The organism is Alistipes sp. D31t1_170403_E11 (genome assembly GCF_015553985.1).
GTDB lineage: Bacteria > Bacteroidota > Bacteroidia > Bacteroidales > Rikenellaceae > Alistipes > Alistipes montrealensis.
The window spans coordinates 296,458-311,728 of sequence record NZ_JADNHQ010000004.1; the positions used below are offsets into that span (position 1 = coordinate 296,458).

9 protein-coding genes are annotated in these 15,271 nt (G+C 59.7%); 8 read left to right on the forward strand and 1 reads right to left on the reverse strand.

Features of this window, described 5'->3' with window-relative positions; genetic code table 11:
• Positions 1-2,097 carry a glycoside hydrolase family 172 protein gene (locus tag I2E69_RS10565; protein ID WP_195461176.1) on the reverse strand — a complete coding sequence of 699 codons (2,097 nt, stop codon included), beginning with the start codon at positions 2,095-2,097 and terminating at the stop codon, positions 1-3.
• 296 nt (positions 2,098-2,393) lie between these two features.
• On the opposite strand from I2E69_RS10565, the gene I2E69_RS10570 reads away from it, so the two are divergent.
• The 8 genes from I2E69_RS10570 to I2E69_RS10600 all read left to right on the forward strand — a co-directional run bounded on the left by I2E69_RS10570 (position 2,394) and on the right by I2E69_RS10600 (position 15,271).
• On the forward strand, positions 2,394-3,374 hold the full coding sequence (locus I2E69_RS10570) for a GntR family transcriptional regulator (protein ID WP_195461177.1): 981 nt from the start codon (positions 2,394-2,396) through the stop codon (positions 3,372-3,374).
• A 74-nt stretch (positions 3,375-3,448) separates the two neighbouring features.
• Entirely contained in the window at positions 3,449-5,227 is a 1,779-nt protein-coding gene (locus I2E69_RS10575) for an L-fucose isomerase (protein ID WP_195461178.1), read from the forward strand.
• Between the two features lie 15 nt (positions 5,228-5,242).
• Positions 5,243-6,460, forward strand: coding sequence for a DUF6786 family protein (locus I2E69_RS10580; RefSeq protein ID WP_229095458.1), 1,218 nt, complete (start codon positions 5,243-5,245; stop codon positions 6,458-6,460).
• Between the two features lie 39 nt (positions 6,461-6,499).
• Entirely contained in the window at positions 6,500-7,921 is a 1,422-nt protein-coding gene (fucP, locus tag I2E69_RS10585) for an L-fucose:H+ symporter permease (RefSeq protein ID WP_195461179.1), read from the forward strand.
• On the forward strand, positions 7,918-9,549 hold the full coding sequence (locus tag I2E69_RS10590; RefSeq protein ID WP_195461180.1) for a ribulokinase: 1,632 nt from the start codon (positions 7,918-7,920) through the stop codon (positions 9,547-9,549). Before fucP ends, I2E69_RS10590 begins: the two co-directional genes overlap by 4 nt.
• A gap of 4 nt (positions 9,550-9,553) precedes the next feature.
• Entirely contained in the window at positions 9,554-11,308 is a 1,755-nt protein-coding gene (locus I2E69_RS15255; protein ID WP_229095459.1) for an FG-GAP repeat domain-containing protein, read from the forward strand.
• A 5-nt stretch (positions 11,309-11,313) separates the two neighbouring features.
• Positions 11,314-13,275: a heparinase II/III family protein gene (locus tag I2E69_RS15260; RefSeq protein WP_229095460.1), complete on the forward strand. Its 1,962-nt coding sequence runs from the start codon at positions 11,314-11,316 to the stop codon at positions 13,273-13,275.
• A gap of 25 nt (positions 13,276-13,300) precedes the next feature.
• Positions 13,301-15,271 carry a glycoside hydrolase family 172 protein gene (locus tag I2E69_RS10600; protein ID WP_195461181.1) on the forward strand — a complete coding sequence of 657 codons (1,971 nt, stop codon included), beginning with the start codon at positions 13,301-13,303 and terminating at the stop codon, positions 15,269-15,271.

Genomic DNA, 15,271 nt, shown 5'->3' on the forward strand with positions numbered 1-15,271 from the left:
TTATTGCAGGTGCAAAACGAGCCGGTCGAGGCCGAAGAAACACTCCGTGAAACCGGTTGCCGGGGCGATGGCCTCTATCGTCAGTGTATTTTCGCCTTTGCGGATATGCCCGCTTCCGAGCGGAACCTCCCGGGTGATGAGTTCCGGGGCGTAGAGCGCTATGGCGGGCGCCAGTTCCTCGCCGTTCAGGCAGATGCGGAATGTTCCGTAGTCTTTGGCGAGCGAGCAGATGCCTTCAAACCGGGCCGCGGTTTCCACGGCGGATTCGAAGCCGAGCGTGAGCATGGAGCCTACGGGGGCGTTGTGCCAGAAAAGCTGCGTATTCTGGCTCCACAGTCCGTTGGTACGGTATTGGCCGTAGGCTTTGCCGCCCGTGCATCCGCGGATTTCGAGGTCTTCGCCTTCGATCCCGGCCGTCAGGACGGGAGGAACTAACTGGCTGCGACGCAGGACGACCGGCTGGCGCACTCCGGCTGTGTCGGGTGCGATTTTGCAGATGCCGCCCGGACGCATGTACCACATCGTTGCCGGGGCATAGTTCATGCGTGCTTCCTGCCAGTGCCACAACTCCATGTCGAAACGCAGCGAGCGCGAGAAGGGAATGGCGTCGAGCATGCGGTAGCGGCTGTTGACCGTGTATCCGATGCCGAGGTTGCCGTCGCCGGCAGGCATGGCGATAAACGGATGGCCGGTGAAAACTTCGGGCCTGCACCAGGCATAACCGTAGTAATCCTCCGTTCCTGTTCCGAAATGCGACGGGAATGTCTCGCCGTCGACGTAAATTTTCTCATCTCCTTCGCCCCACCAGCCGTTTACCGTGTTGTAAAGCGTCAGGCAGTCGCCCACATAACGGCCTTCGCCGGAAAGCTCGGTGTAGACGATGTCCCGGGGCGCCGATTTGCCGTTCGCTCCTGTTTTTGCATCGGTGTATTGATGCCATGCGGCTCCGAAATGGAGGCTGCGGCTGTCCCATTTCCAGGGAGCGTGGACGATTCCGCCCTCCAGCGTTACCTCCTGCGTGCCGAAGTTGCGGAACGATACTTCGCACTCTTTTTCGAACGGCATGACCCAGTATGCCTTCATCGTGCCCTGTTCGTCGGTTTCGGTGAAGAACGTATCGTTGTGCATCGCCTTATAGCCGATGCCGAAGAATTCGCCGACAGGAATCCATACAGTTTGTTCGCCGTCGAAGCGAATGCTCATGACGGTCGACCGAAGCGCCTGGGGCAGGTCCTGCGCTTCGAGGCGGAGTGTGATTTCGCGGATGGCACGCGTTCCGCGGATGGTCGGTCCGGCCGTCTGGTCGGGTGCAAGGGTCGCTTTCAGCCGGACGAAGCCCGGTTTCGGGGAGCCGGTTGCTGCCTTTTTGGTCGCAGCCAGCGTTTTTCGGGCGTTTTCGGCGGCTTTGTGCAGGCCCTCGTCGGGAATGCCCGTATACGAGACGACTTTCGTCGGGGCGGCGTAGGTCCGGCATTCGATGTTGTAGTAGACGTTCTCCGTTCCTTTGCGTTTCTCGGGCTCGGGACCGGCGTAGACGTTGGGACTTTCGTAGGTTACCTTGCAGTGCTTTGCATAGGGAATCGGGTAGTAGAGGTTGTGCCCGCGGCGATCGTAGCGCATCAGCGTCGAGACCGAAGCGGCCAACGGCTCTTCGGCGACTTTCGTGCCGCTGAGGATTTCGAACGCCGAAGCTTCGAGCACCGGCTCCGCTGCATTGTTGATGTAGATGCGCAGCGTACCGCGGCCGCAGTCCGTTCCGGCGAAGGTCATCCAGAACCGGACGATGGCGCCCGGGCCGTCGGCGTCCATCAGCACGTGCTCGGTGCGGCCGTTGCGGTTTTCGGTGCGTATGAACATGCTCCAGTCGTCGTTGCCGAACCAGCCGGGCTGATCGGGCGAAACGGCTTTGCGGTCGTAACTGCTGAACTGCCGGGTGGTGTATGCCGGGTAGGGCAGGCGGGCCAGGGCGTCGCGGTCGGTCATTTCGTGCAGAAGCGTCGCTTCGGAAACGACAGGCGGTTTCGATCTGCCGGCCGGGAAGGCCGATATGCCGGTGAACAGCAATATCGCGGTCAGGATTTGTGTTTTTCGGGTCATAATTTCTCTTTTTAGGTTATGCTGTGCTGTGCTGTTTGCTATCGGCAAAGGTATTATTATTTTTTATTATTCACCTATCAGGAGTCGAATTTTTTATTTAACGATGCTGATTTTCAGTGTGCTGTGTATATTTTATCCGTTTCGGATCGCTTCTTTCCGGCGGTTTTGCACGGGTTGCGGTTGGAAAAATGTGTTGGAAAAATTTGGTTATCTGTGGATTATTCCTTTCCTTTGCAATACAACAGGACAGCTCAGCACAGTTTCGGGCTTTCGATAATTTTTGTTATCAGTAAAATATGGAATTGGTATTTACATCACAGATGTCTAAGGTCAAACAACTGGCTGACGCCCTGAGCCACGAGATTTCCATCGGCGAGTATGCACCCGGCGATCCGCTCCCTTCGATCAATGGTCTGAGCCGCCAGTACGGCGTTTCGCGCGATACGGTTTTCAAGGCTTTCAACGAGCTTAAAATGCAGGGAATCGTGGATTCGGCTCCGACGAAGGGCTACTATGTGAGCAACGCCGTGCATCGGATTCTTCTTCTGCTCGACACGTACAGCCCGTTTAAATACCAGTTGCACGACGCCATTACGCGCAATCTCGCGGCTAACTATAAAATCGACCTTTATTTCCACCAGCGCAGCGAAGAGCTTTTCACCAAGATCATTCGCGACAGCGTAGGGCGTTACAACCTCTACCTGGTGATGAACTACCAGAACGATGTCTATTCCGAGATACTCGATTTGCTCGATCCCTCGAAGGTCCTGCTGCTCGACTTCGGGAAGTTCGAGAAAGAGCGTTTCGCCTATGTCTGCCAGGGCTTCGACCAGACGCTTTACGACTGCATGGTAGCCGGCCTGGAGCGGTTCCGGCGCTACCGGAAAATCGTCTTCGTGTTTCCCGAAGGGTCCGAGCATCCGATAAGCTGCATCCCTTATTTCAAGCGTTTTTGCGAAGACCACGATTTTCCTTACAGCATCGTGAGCGAAATCGACCCGTCGGCCCTGGAAAAAGAGACGGCTTACCTGATCGTGAAGCACAGCCACCTGATCGACTTTATCCGCCTGACCCGCATGCGGGGCTGGGCGCTCGGGGAAGACGTAGGGGTCGTCGTGTATAACGACGAGCCGGTCTTTGAAATCCTGGATAACGGGATTTCGGTCATCTCCACCGATTTCGACCTGATGGGAGCGGTCGCCGCGCGCTTTATCCTGACTATGGAGCGTCCGCAGATCTATATTCCCACGCGTTTAATTTTACGGGGCTCCCTGTAAAATTTTTTTCACCAGATTTCAGCACAGCACAGAACAGTTCAATGAAATAAAATTACAACCTAAACTTGAAAAATATGAACCTGAAATCCTTGAAACCCCGCATCGGAATTCGTCCCGTGATCGACGGGCGCCGGGGCGGTATCCGCGAATCGTTGGAGGAGACCACGATGGATATGGCCCGGCGTGTAGCCGAGCTCTACGCCGGGCAGTTGCGCTATTCCGACGGCAGCCCTGTCGAATGCGTCATTGCCGACCGTTGTATCGGCGGCGTGAAGGAGGCGGCCATGGCCGCCGAGAAATTCAGCCTCCACCACGTCGGGGCCGTCGTTTCGGTGACGCCCTGCTGGTGCTACGGCGCAGAGACGATCGACATGGACCCGCTGATGCCCAAGGCGATCTGGGGCTTTAACGGAACGGAGCGCCCGGGCGCCGTTTACCTTGCTTCGGCCCTGGCCGGGCACAACCAGAAAGGCCTGCCTGCATTCGGCATCTACGGCCGCGACGTGCAGGATATGGGAGACCGTACGATTCCGGAGGATGTCCGTGAGAAGTTGCTGCGCTTCGGGCGAGCCGCGGTCGCCGTGGCGCAGATGCGCGGAAAATCCTACCTCTCGATCGGTTCGGTTTCGATGGGTATTGCCGGGTCGATTCCCGATCCCGGGTTTTTCCAGGAATATCTGGGTATGCGCAACGAATATGTCGATGCGAGCGAGATCGAACGGCGCGTTCAACTGGGAATTTACGATCCCGAAGAGTTTCGCCGGGCCATGGACTGGACGGAGAAATACTGCAAGAAGAACGAAGGTTGCGATTACAACCCCGCGCACCTTGTTTACAGCCGGGAGGAGAAAGACGCCATCTGGGAATACGTGGTCAAAATGACGCTCATCTTCCGCGATTTGATGATCGGCAACCCGAAGCTGGCCGAAATGGGCTTCGAGGAGGAAGCAATGGGGCATAACGCCATTGCGGGCGGTTTCCAGGGCCAGCGGCAGTGGACCGATTATAAGCCCGACGGGGATTTTTCGGAGGCGATACTCAATACGTCGTTCGACTGGAACGGTATCCGCGAGGCCTTCACCTTCGCAACGGAAAACGATACGCTCAACGGCGTTTCGATGCTCTTGATGCACCTCGTGACCAACCGGGCCCAGATGTTTGCCGACGTGCGTACGTTCTGGAGTCCCGAAGCCGTGGAGCGGGTCACCGGCCGGAAACTGGAAGGGCGTGCCGCCGACGGCATTATCCACCTGATCAATTCCGGCTCGTGCTGTCTCGACGCCACCGGCCGCCAGTCGGAGGACGGGCGGCCCGTGATGAAGCCATTCTGGGAGATAACTCCGGCCGAAGCCGAGGCGTGCCTCGAAGCGACGACCTGGCATCCCGCATCGCGCGAATACATGCGCGGCGGCGGATATTCGTCGTGTTTCCTTACACTGGGCGACATGCCGGTGACGATGTGCCGTGTGAACCTGGTCAAGGGACAGGGCCCCGTTCTGCAAATAGCCGAAGGGTGGGCCGTGAATGTCGACCGCGAAATTTTCGAGATCATCAACCGGCGGACCGACAAGACCTGGCCGACGACCTGGTTTGCCCCGCGCCTGACCGGACAGGGAGCCTTCCGCGACGTTTATTCGGTGATGAACAACTGGGGCGCCAACCACGGTGCGATCAGTTACGGCCATATCGGCGCCGACCTCATTACGCTGGCGTCGATGCTCCGCATCCCGGTGTGCATGCACAACGTCGATCCATCCGAAATCTTCCGCCCGAGTGCGTGGACTGCATTCGGGACAGAGCCCGAAGGGGCGGATTACCGCGCCTGCGGGAATTATGGACCGTTGTACAAATAACCGAACGATACGATCATGGCACGATTGATTAATTATATGCTTGCAGGCGCTGCGCTGGCCGTTGCCGGCTGCAACCCTGCGGAAAAAAAGTACGAAATGGGCAGTTACGGATATGACGCGAAATTCCTTCGCGACCACAAAATCGAAGTTCTCGAACTGGCAGGCCCGGAGGGCGGTGCGAAAATACTGGTCGCTCCCGGCCTCCAGGGGCGTGTGATGACCTCCACGGCCGACGGCGACGGCGGCGACAGCTACGGCTGGATCAACTACCGCTTTATCGAGGCCGGCGAACAAAGCCCGCAGTTCAATCCCGTGGGCGGCGAGGAGCGTTTCTGGATCGGCCCCGAAGGCGGTGCGTTCTCCTACTACTTCAAGCCCGGGGCCGAACAGGTCTATGCGAACTGGCTCGTCCCGGCCGTCATCGACACCGAACGATACGACATCGGGGAGCAGGCGGCCGACCGGGTGAAATTTACCAAGTCGACCGAACTGGTCAATGCGAGCGGCGTGCCGTTCCGCATGGATATCGAGCGCACGATTTCGCTGCTCGACGCAGCGACCGTCGGCGGACTGCTCGGCATGGAACTGCCTGCCGGGCTGAAGATCGTAGCCTATGAAACCGACAACCGGATTACCAACCGCGGCGAGAACGCCTGGACGAAGCAGACCGGACTGCCTTCGATCTGGCTGCTCGGCATGTTCACCCCGACGCCGACCACGACCGTGTTCATCCCTTATAACGAGGATGCCGCGGGGCCGGTTGTGAATGACACCTATTTTGGAAAAGTTCCCGCCGACCGCCTCGTGGCCGGGGACGGCATGCTGCGCTTCAAGATCGACGGAAAATACCGGGCGAAGATCGGGATTCCGGCTCCGCGCGCCAAGGGCATTTGCGGCAGCTACGACACGGAGAAACAGGTGCTCACGCTGCTGACGTACTCCCGGCCCGAAGGTCCCGCCGATTATGTGAACGGGCAGTGGGGCGAGCAGCAGGACGCCTTCAACGGCGATGTGATCAATGCCTACAACGACGGTCCGGTCGAGGACGGGTCGATCATGGGACCCTTCTACGAGATCGAAACCTCGTCTCCGGGGGCGGCCCTCGCTCCGGGCGAATCGCTTTCGCACCGGCAGGCCGTCCTGCATATCCAGGGCGATGAAGCCGCGCTTGCGAAGATTGTGGAGCGGCTTTTCGATTACGACCTTTCTGAAATCATCGCGACGTTCCGCTGAACAGTTTCCGACTGCTAACCCTTCCCCGAAACTACGACCATGAAAGAACCCATCATTCCCCGCAACGTCGTTTTTCCGTTTATCCTGCTGACGACGCTTTTCTTCGCCTGGGCGGTCCCGAACAACCTCACGGATACGATGCTGGCGGCCTTCAAGCGCATCATGAGCCTGACCGATGCCAAAACGGCATGGATACAGGTCGTCTGCTACCTGCTCGGTTACGGCTGTTTCGCCGTTCCCGGGGCCATGTTCATCAAACGCTATACCTACAAGTCCGGCGTATTGCTCGGCCTGGGGATGTATGCCCTCGGAGCCTTCCTGTTCTATCCTGCGATGCTGTGTTCGGAGGTGAACGTGGAACTGAGTTTCGTGACCTATCTTTTTGCGATCCTCATCCTCTTTGCCGGCCTCTCCATCCTGGAAACGTCGACCAACTCCTACGTCTTTGCCATGGGGCCCGAGTCGACGGCGACGCAGCGCCTCAATTTTGCGCAGTCGTTCAACCCGTTCGGGGCCATTGCCGGCGTGGTCATCAGCCAGATATTCATTCTTTCGCGACTCAATATTTTTACGGCTTCCGAGCGGGCTGCGCTGCCCGCCGCGGAACTGGCTGCGATCCAGGCCGATGAACTGAACGCCGTGACGATGACTTACGTGGCCGTGGGCGCCGTCATGGTCGTCCTGCTGCTTGCCATCTGGCTGACGCGCATGCCCAACCTGCGCGAAGAGGACAAGACGCTCCAGTTCGGGGCGACTTTCCGCCGGCTGATAAAAAACAGGAGCTATGTCTGGGGCGTCGTCGCACAATTTTTCTATGTGGGTGCGCAGATTGCGGTGTGGTCGTTCGTCATCCGGTATGCCATGCAGCAACTGCATTTCGATGCTGTGATCGCCGAACTCGGCAACGGGGCTTCGACCGAAAGCATCATTACCGCCCTGCGCGGCGTGGAACCCGTTGCCGCCGGTTTTTACGATTTCTGTGCCTGGGTCGGGCTCGACGACCTGCTGCCCCGGACGGCCGAGCAGGCCGGGGCGACTTACTATATCCTGTCGCTGGTGCTGTTCGTCACAGCCCGTTTTGTCTGCACCGGGCTGATGCGTTTTTTCTCCCCGCGCAAGATTCTCGTTACCCTTGCATGCCTGGCTGTCGTATGCTGCCTGATAGCGGTTTACGGACAGGGTGTTACGGGTGTCTACGGTCTTATGGGTATTTCGGGCTGTATGTCGCTGATGTTTCCCACGATTTACAGTTGCGGGCTCCGCGGTCTGGGGCCGGATACCAAGATCGGCGGTGCGGGTATGGTCATGGCAATTGCCGGAGCCGCCGTGCTGACGCAGATACAAGGCATCGTCTCCGACCGGATCGGAAGCATCGAAACCGCCTATTGGGTTCCGGCCGTCGCTTTTGCGGTCATCGTTTATTACAGTGTCTTTGTGTGTAAGGAAGAGCGCGCGTTATGAGGAAATATGTGATCGGAATAGACTACGGGACCGATTCCTGCCGGGCGTTGGTCGTCGACAGCGAAAACGGCCGTGAGATCGCTTCGGCGGTCTGCCATTATCCGCGCTGGAAAAAGGGGCTGTATTGCGATGCCCGCAGCCAGCGTTACCGCCAGCATCCGCTGGATTATACCGAGTCCCTTGAAAAGGCCGTCCGGGAGGCTCTCGCCGCGATTTCGGCGGAGATGCCGGGTGAAATCTGCGCCCTGGCGTTCGATACGACCGGTTCCACGCCCGTTTTGACCGATGCGCAGGGAACGCCGCTGGCGCTGACCGCGCGTTTTGCCGGGGAGCCCGATGCGATGTTCGTCCTGTGGAAGGACCACACGGCCATCCCCGAAGCCGCTGAGATCAATGCGGCGGCCAAAAAGGCCGATACGGATTATACGCTCTATTCGGGCGGCATCTACTCGGCGGAGTGGGCCTGGGCCAAAGTGCTGCATATCCTGAAAACCAATCCTGCGGTGGCGGACGCCGCCTATGCGTGGGTCGAGCACTGCGACTGGATGTGCGCGCTGCTGACGGGCAATACCCGTCCCGAAGAGCTCCTGCGCAGCCGCTGTGCCGCCGGGCACAAAGGGTTGTGGCATGCGGCGTGGGGCGGCTGGCCTCCTGCGGCGTTCTTCGACGGACTGCGGCCCGGACTGGGGCGTTTCGCCGAACGGATGTCCCCCGAAACGCACACTGCCGAGCGGATTGCCGGCGGGCTGTGCGGCGAATGGGCTGCGCGGCTGGGACTGCCGGAAGGCATTCCTGTGGCCGTCGGGGCGGTCGACGCCCATATCGGGGCTGTCGGGGCGGGCATCCGTCCCGGTGTGCTGACCCGCATCATGGGGACTTCGACCTGCGACATCGTCGTAGCTCCGGCCGGGAAACTCGACGGGGCCGTTCGCGGTATCTGCGGGCAGGTCGACGGTTCGGTCCTGCCGGGCTATGTCGGCATGGAAGCCGGACAGTCGGCTTTCGGCGATGTCTATGCGTGGTTCCGCGACCTGCTTATGTGGCCGGTGCGGGAACTGCTTCCCGAACGGGCCGACCTGGCCGAGGACGTTATTCCGCACTTGAGCCAGCAGGCGGCCGCGATCGACCCCCGGGAATCCTCGGTGCTGGCCCTCGACTGGCTGAACGGCCGCCGGACTCCCGATGCGAACCAGCTCCTGACCGGGGCGCTGACCGGACTTACGCTCGGCACTTCGGCCCCGATGATCTTCCGGGCGCTGGTCGAGGCCACGGCCTTCGGGTCGCGGGCCATAGCAGAGCGTTTTACCGGGGAGGGGGTCGAAATCCGTTCGATTCTGGCCATCGGCGGCATCGCCGTCAAGTCGCCTTTCGTGATGCAGACGCTCAGCGACGTGCTGGGCATGCCGATCCGGGTCGTCCGATACGATCAGACCTGTGCGCTGGGCGCTGCGATGTGCGCGGCCGTTGCTGCCGGAATCTATCCGACGCTGGAGGCGGCGCAGGCTGCGATGGGAGTGGGCGAGTATGTCGATTATACGCCCGATCCCGAGCGTCGCGCCTTCTATGAAAAACAATATGAACGCTATGCGGCCCTCGGCCGTTTTATGGAACTGCAAACCAATGACTGATACTATGAGACACCGTATGCTCCAATGCCTGCTGGCAATCGCGGCCCTGCTTCCTTTCGGAATCCGGGCGCAGGAGAAGGTTCCCGTTGCTTACTGGAATTCGAACAACGCGATTTCGCCTTTCCGGCTGCCTCCGCCGCCTGTGGGGTTCACGCCGGAATACCTCGACCTCGACGGCGACGGGAAACCGGACGCGATCCGTTCGCTTACCCACAACGACGTTCCTGTGCTCTGGCTCGACGACGACGGCAATATGAAGCCCGGCGACCTGGAAGGGGATACGGTCAACGACTGCCTTTTGATCGACCGCAACAAGGACGGGATTTACGACCTCATCGTGAAGTGGGCCGATCTCGACGGCGACGGCCGGGCCGACCTGCAACTGGTCGCCGAATACCCGTTCGAACCGACCGACGAAGTGTGGCCCAACGGTCATTACATGGTCGTGCTGGATACAGACAAGGACGATATTTTCAACTACATCGACTGGAATACCTTCCGGCTGGAGTGCTGGCAGAAGTCGGGCATCTGCGATTTCTTCCCCGATTACAGCGGCAAAACCGCCTTTATGAAGATGCACGCCTCGACGGACAAGATCGGCGATTTGCGGCTCAACTGGGAAAATCCGTTTCTTTTCTACGATCCCGACAAGGACGGGCTGACCGAGATGGCGATCCGCCTTTTGGACTCCCCGCCGCACATGAAAGACCCGACGCTGCCCAACACCTACGACCACATGCAGTTGACGGGGCGCATCGACTGGGTTTCGATCGCCGTCGACCTGGATAACGACAACCGCCCGGGCCAGGAGTTCGATTTCGACTTTACGTTGGGCTTCCAGGGCGAGGGGTTCGATTATTCCGACCAGGTCCATCCGCTCCGCAACATGCGCGGACTGCCCGAGGCCGACAAGTTCTTCCCCGACCCCCGTTTCCGGCAACTGACCGAGTTGGTTTATCCCGACCACGAACATGCCTACGACCTGATCTTCAAGCGCGGAAAATGGAACCGCGTGAACTTCGTTTTCGACGAGGACGACGACTGCGGCCGCTGGGAGCGCGTGGAGTTTTGCGACAACCTCGACCCCTTCAAGGTCGGGCGCAGCCGCGGTGGTTTCGACAACCATTCCCAATCCGATCCTTCGGGCGACCGCGGGGAGTGGGACATGGATAATTCCGGCGGCGGGAAGCTCTACATCAGCCGTTTCGACGGTCGTTTGCACCTCTACGGAGCCGAAACCGGCATTTGGCGCATCGACCAGAATACGACCTATTATCAAGGCTGGGACCGGCTCTGGCAGCGCCGCGACCCCGAACGTTTTGCGACGGTGCGCTATACGGACCGGGACGGGAACGGGTTCTTCGATTATATCGAGTACGACCTCGACGGCGACCACACGTTCGAAACGACGGTCGACCTGAAAGCATTGGGTGTCGACGACCGCTGCGAACTGATCGACGTGTCGGGTTTCCGCTACCGCGATTATACGAAGATGATGCAGCGTATGGCCGACAACATGTGGCAGCAGGCGCAGCAGGCCCTAAAGGTCGCCGAGCGCCACGGGCTCAACACCATGTGGTATGCCAAGTTGAAACAGGTCTCGTCGATCCGCGAACGATACCATAAGGGCTACTGGCTGCAATATTACCTCTACCGCGACCTGGAAGACAAATTTATCCGTGAGCAGCGCAGCGACCTGCTGGCACAACTGAACAAAGCCTATTTTTCGGCCGATTGGAAAAGTCTGAATAAAAAATAACAGGAATGCGTTTACCGTTGAAATATTTCGTTGCCGCCGGGTTGTTTTTGCTCGGTGTCGCCGCTTACGGGCAAAACGAGCCCCGGACAGACGCCCCGGATGCGTTTTACTTTTTCTCCCCGGAGGACGTGGCCAACCTGCGCGAATCGGCAAAAACCGATTGGGGCATGCGGATCGTGGCGTCCATGCGCCGGGGTGTCGAGGAACGCATGACGCACGACATGGAGGTTCCCACGCTGGAAGCCGGACACGGCCACTTCTACGTCTGCCCGATCCACAATGTCACCTTCTCGTTCCGCTGGGACCATCCTACGGCCCACTATTGCGCCGCCTGCGACAAGGAGTACCGGGGCGTGAACCGCTACAACTGGGGGTGGGTGAACTTCGTACATGCCCGCAACCTGAGCTTTTTGACAAACTGCATGTACCTCTACCTGGCTACGGGCGAATCCCGTTATGCGGAATATATCCGCGACATGCTGCTCGACTACTCGAACATGTATCCCGATTACATGGTACACAACGCCTGGCGCAAGCCTTCCGAGGCACACAGCGGCAAGATGTTCGGACAGAGCCTCGACGAATCGGTGTGGTTCAGTTCGGCGGCCCGGGCCTATGTCGCCGTCCGCGGGACGCTGACCGGGGCTCAGCAGCAGAAAATCGAACGCGACCTTTTCCGGCAGGGGGCCGACCTGCTGCTGCGCCGCCGCGACGGCGGCAACTGGCAGGTGTGGCACAACTGCGGCCTGACGGCGCTGGCAATCGCCTTGCGCGATGACGGGTTGATCCGTGTGGCGCTCGACGATCCCCAATGCGGTTACCGGACGCTGATGGCGAAACACGTCTATGCGGACGGATGGTGGAACGAAGGTTCGCCGATCTACCATTTTTATCCGCTCGGGGCTGTCGTGATGACGGCCGACGCCGTGCGCTGCCGCAACATCGATCTGTATGACAAACAGTTGTATAATATGTTCGCATCGCCGGTGCGGGGCGTCTATCCCGACCTGACCTTTCCGGCCCACAACGACGGCTGGTACGGCGAGTCGCTCATTGCACAGGCCGGGCTGTTCGAAGCGGCGTACGCCCGTTTCCGCGACCCGCTTTTCCGCGATGTGCTGGCCCAATGCTACCGCCATGTCGAGCGGGGCAGCGGTTATGCCCTGCTGAATCCGGAACAGATCGCCCCGGCGTCGGAACCGATGCGGCAGGGAAGTTACCGTTTCGAGGATGCTGGATTCGCCCTGCTGCGCAGTTCCGCGGCGACTGTCGTGATGAAATACGGTCCGCACGGGGGCGGCCACGGGCATCCGGATAAACTCTCGATTTCGGTGCACGACGGAACAAAAGAGCTGGTCTCCGATTTCGGGACTTCGGCCTACGGCGCTCCCGACTATACGAAATGGTATCGCAAGACGCTGGCGCATAATACGGTGACGGTCGACGGGCAGGACCAGCGGGAGGTTGCCGGGGAGTTCGTGGCGTTCGACGCGCGGCCCGACGGAGGAACGGTTTCCGCCCGGGCCGATGAGGTCTATCCCGGTGTGGAGATGTCGCGCCGGCTGACGCTGAAGGGGGCGGTGCTTATGGACCGGTTCGTCTGCCGTTCGCAGGAGGAACACCGCTACGACTACGTGCTGCTGTTCAACGAACGGCCCGTGCTGAGCGGCAAAAGCCTCGGCGGGGCGGTGTTCGGCGAAGAGCCTTATGCCCGCATCCGGGAGGTGGAGCGCTATGCCTTTAAAAAGAACTTTACGGTCCGTACGGGCGATGCCGAGGTGCGGATCGAGGCTTCGGCCCCGGTGGAGGTCTTCGTCGGCGAGGCTTCGGGCATACCCCCGACCAACCCCGGAGTAAAAACCGTGAGCGGAAGCGAGAAGCGGCCCGTGCAGCCGGCCTATCCGGTGATCGTCCGTGTGACGGGCCGGGGCATGACGATCGACGCACAATGGAAGATCAATCAGTAATCATCATAAACTACGACTCGACAAAATGAAAAAATGTTTATCCCTGCTGGCGCTCATCGGTTTGCTGGCATTGCCGGGCGGGAACGTCGCGGCCGCGAAGAAAAAGACGACCGGGCTGAAACCTTACAGTTGGGCCTCCGAGGTCGAGCTGCTCAAACGGGTGGATCAGTTGCCTCTCTACCGTGACGGCATGGTAGAACAGGTTTCCAGCTACGACCCTACGGGTGGTAACGAGGACGGTTTTGCCGGAAAGTACTCCTACATCCGCAAGGAGGGCGACAAGCTGGTGTTGGCGGAACTGGAGGGCCCCGGCGTTATCCAGCGCATCTGGACCCCGACGCCTACCGACGACATGCTGGAATTTTACTTCGACGGCGAGTCGACGCCCCGCCTTCGCCTGCGCTTTTCGGATCTCTTCTCCGGAAAGGTCTACCCCTTCGTGAAACCCATGTGTGCCAATGAAATAGGCGGTTATTACTGCTACGTGCCGATTCCCTATGCCAAGTCGTGCAAGATCGTCTTCTGCGGCAAAAAGATCATGTTCCACCAGTTCCAGTACCGCAGCCTGCCGGGTTACGACGTGAAGACCTGGACCGGGGAGTTCTCTTCCGAGGAGCGCGACATGCTCGCTTCGGTGTGCAACGTGTGGTCGGAGATTTCGCCCGCATGCACCGATTATGCCGTCGGGAAGTCAGAAGGGGTGCGCCTCGTGGAGAAACAGTTCACGCTGCTGCCCGGCGATGAAACCGTTTTCTTCGAACAGCAGACGGGCGGCCGCATCGCGGGATTCGAGATCGACGGCGGAGCCTCGTTCGAAGGATTTGACCGCGACGTGCTGCTTTGCGCCCGCTGGGACGACGACACACGCCCGGCGATCCACGCGCCCCTGGCCGATTTTTTCGGTTACGCTTACGGAAAAAAGGCCATGCGCAGCATGCTGATCGGCTGCCGCGGCGATGTCAACTACTGCTACCTGCCCGCGCCGTTTGACACCCGCTCCGAGTTGAAACTCCGCTATATCGTTCGCGAAGGTGTCCGCCAGAACCCGATCCAGGTGACCACCCGGGTGTGGGTCAACGACCGGGCGCGCGACATCCGCGCCGAAGGCCGTCTTTACACCGCCTGGCGCCGGGAGATCAACCCCGCCAAGGGCGAATACTACAAATTCCTTTCGAAGGAGGGCCGCGGCCACTACGTGGGTACGGTGCATCAGGCGCAGGGCTTCCTGGCCGAGATGACCGGCTTTTTCGAGGGCGACGACTCGACCTATATGGACGGTAAGATGCGCCTGCACGGTACGGGTTCGGAGGACTACTACAACGGCGGCTGGTATGCCATGCTCGACCGTTGGGACCGCGGCGTGAGCCTGCCGCTGCACGGTTCGCTCGACTATTCGCTGCCGATGGCGCGCACGGGCGGCTACCGTTTCTACATGAACGACAAACTCTCGTTCGACCGCGAGTTCTACATGGGCATCGAGCACGGCCCCTCGGGCAACGAATACCCGGTGGATTACACCTCGGTGGCTTTCTTCTACGGTGAAACGCCCTCCACGGAGTGCATGGAACCCACGCAGAGCCTGCGGACGGTCTATATTCCCGACAGACACACGTTCTATCCGCAGGCCATGCGCCTGTCGCTGGGCAACAACGCCCAGGTGCGTTTCGGCGATTTTCCGCGCGGCATGACCGTCTCTTCGCGCGGCACGGGGCTGGTGCGCGTGCTGCTCGAAGATGTCCCCGAAGGGCGTTACAGGGTCTATTTCGACTATTACGAGAAAACCAACGGCGCGGAATTTTCCGTCTGGCAGCGGCAGGGGATGCTCTCCGGCTGGCGCAGTTCGAAAGGTGACGCCGAGAAACTCGTGCCGCGTTTCTACGCCGGCGACATCGTGCTGACCCCGCAGACCAATTCGGTTTCGTTCCAGATCCGCGGAAACGGTTATAAATCGGAGTTCGAGTTCGCGAATATTTACCTTGAAAAGATTCCCGAATAG

Coding starts and splice junctions, on each gene's coding strand:
- I2E69_RS10600 (WP_195461181.1), top strand. CDS start 13,301: ATGAAAAAATGTTTATCCCTGCTGGCGCTCATCGGTTTGCTGGCATTG.
- I2E69_RS10570 (WP_195461177.1), top strand. CDS start 2,394: ATGGAATTGGTATTTACATCACAGATGTCTAAGGTCAAACAACTGGCT.
- I2E69_RS15260 (WP_229095460.1), top strand. CDS start 11,314: ATGCGTTTACCGTTGAAATATTTCGTTGCCGCCGGGTTGTTTTTGCTC.
- I2E69_RS10580 (WP_229095458.1), top strand. CDS start 5,243: ATGGCACGATTGATTAATTATATGCTTGCAGGCGCTGCGCTGGCCGTT.
- I2E69_RS10575 (WP_195461178.1), top strand. CDS start 3,449: ATGAACCTGAAATCCTTGAAACCCCGCATCGGAATTCGTCCCGTGATC.
- I2E69_RS10565 (WP_195461176.1), bottom strand. CDS start 2,097: ATGACCCGAAAAACACAAATCCTGACCGCGATATTGCTGTTCACCGGC.
- fucP (WP_195461179.1), top strand. CDS start 6,500: ATGAAAGAACCCATCATTCCCCGCAACGTCGTTTTTCCGTTTATCCTG.
- I2E69_RS10590 (WP_195461180.1), top strand. CDS start 7,918: ATGAGGAAATATGTGATCGGAATAGACTACGGGACCGATTCCTGCCGG.
- I2E69_RS15255 (WP_229095459.1), top strand. CDS start 9,554: ATGAGACACCGTATGCTCCAATGCCTGCTGGCAATCGCGGCCCTGCTT.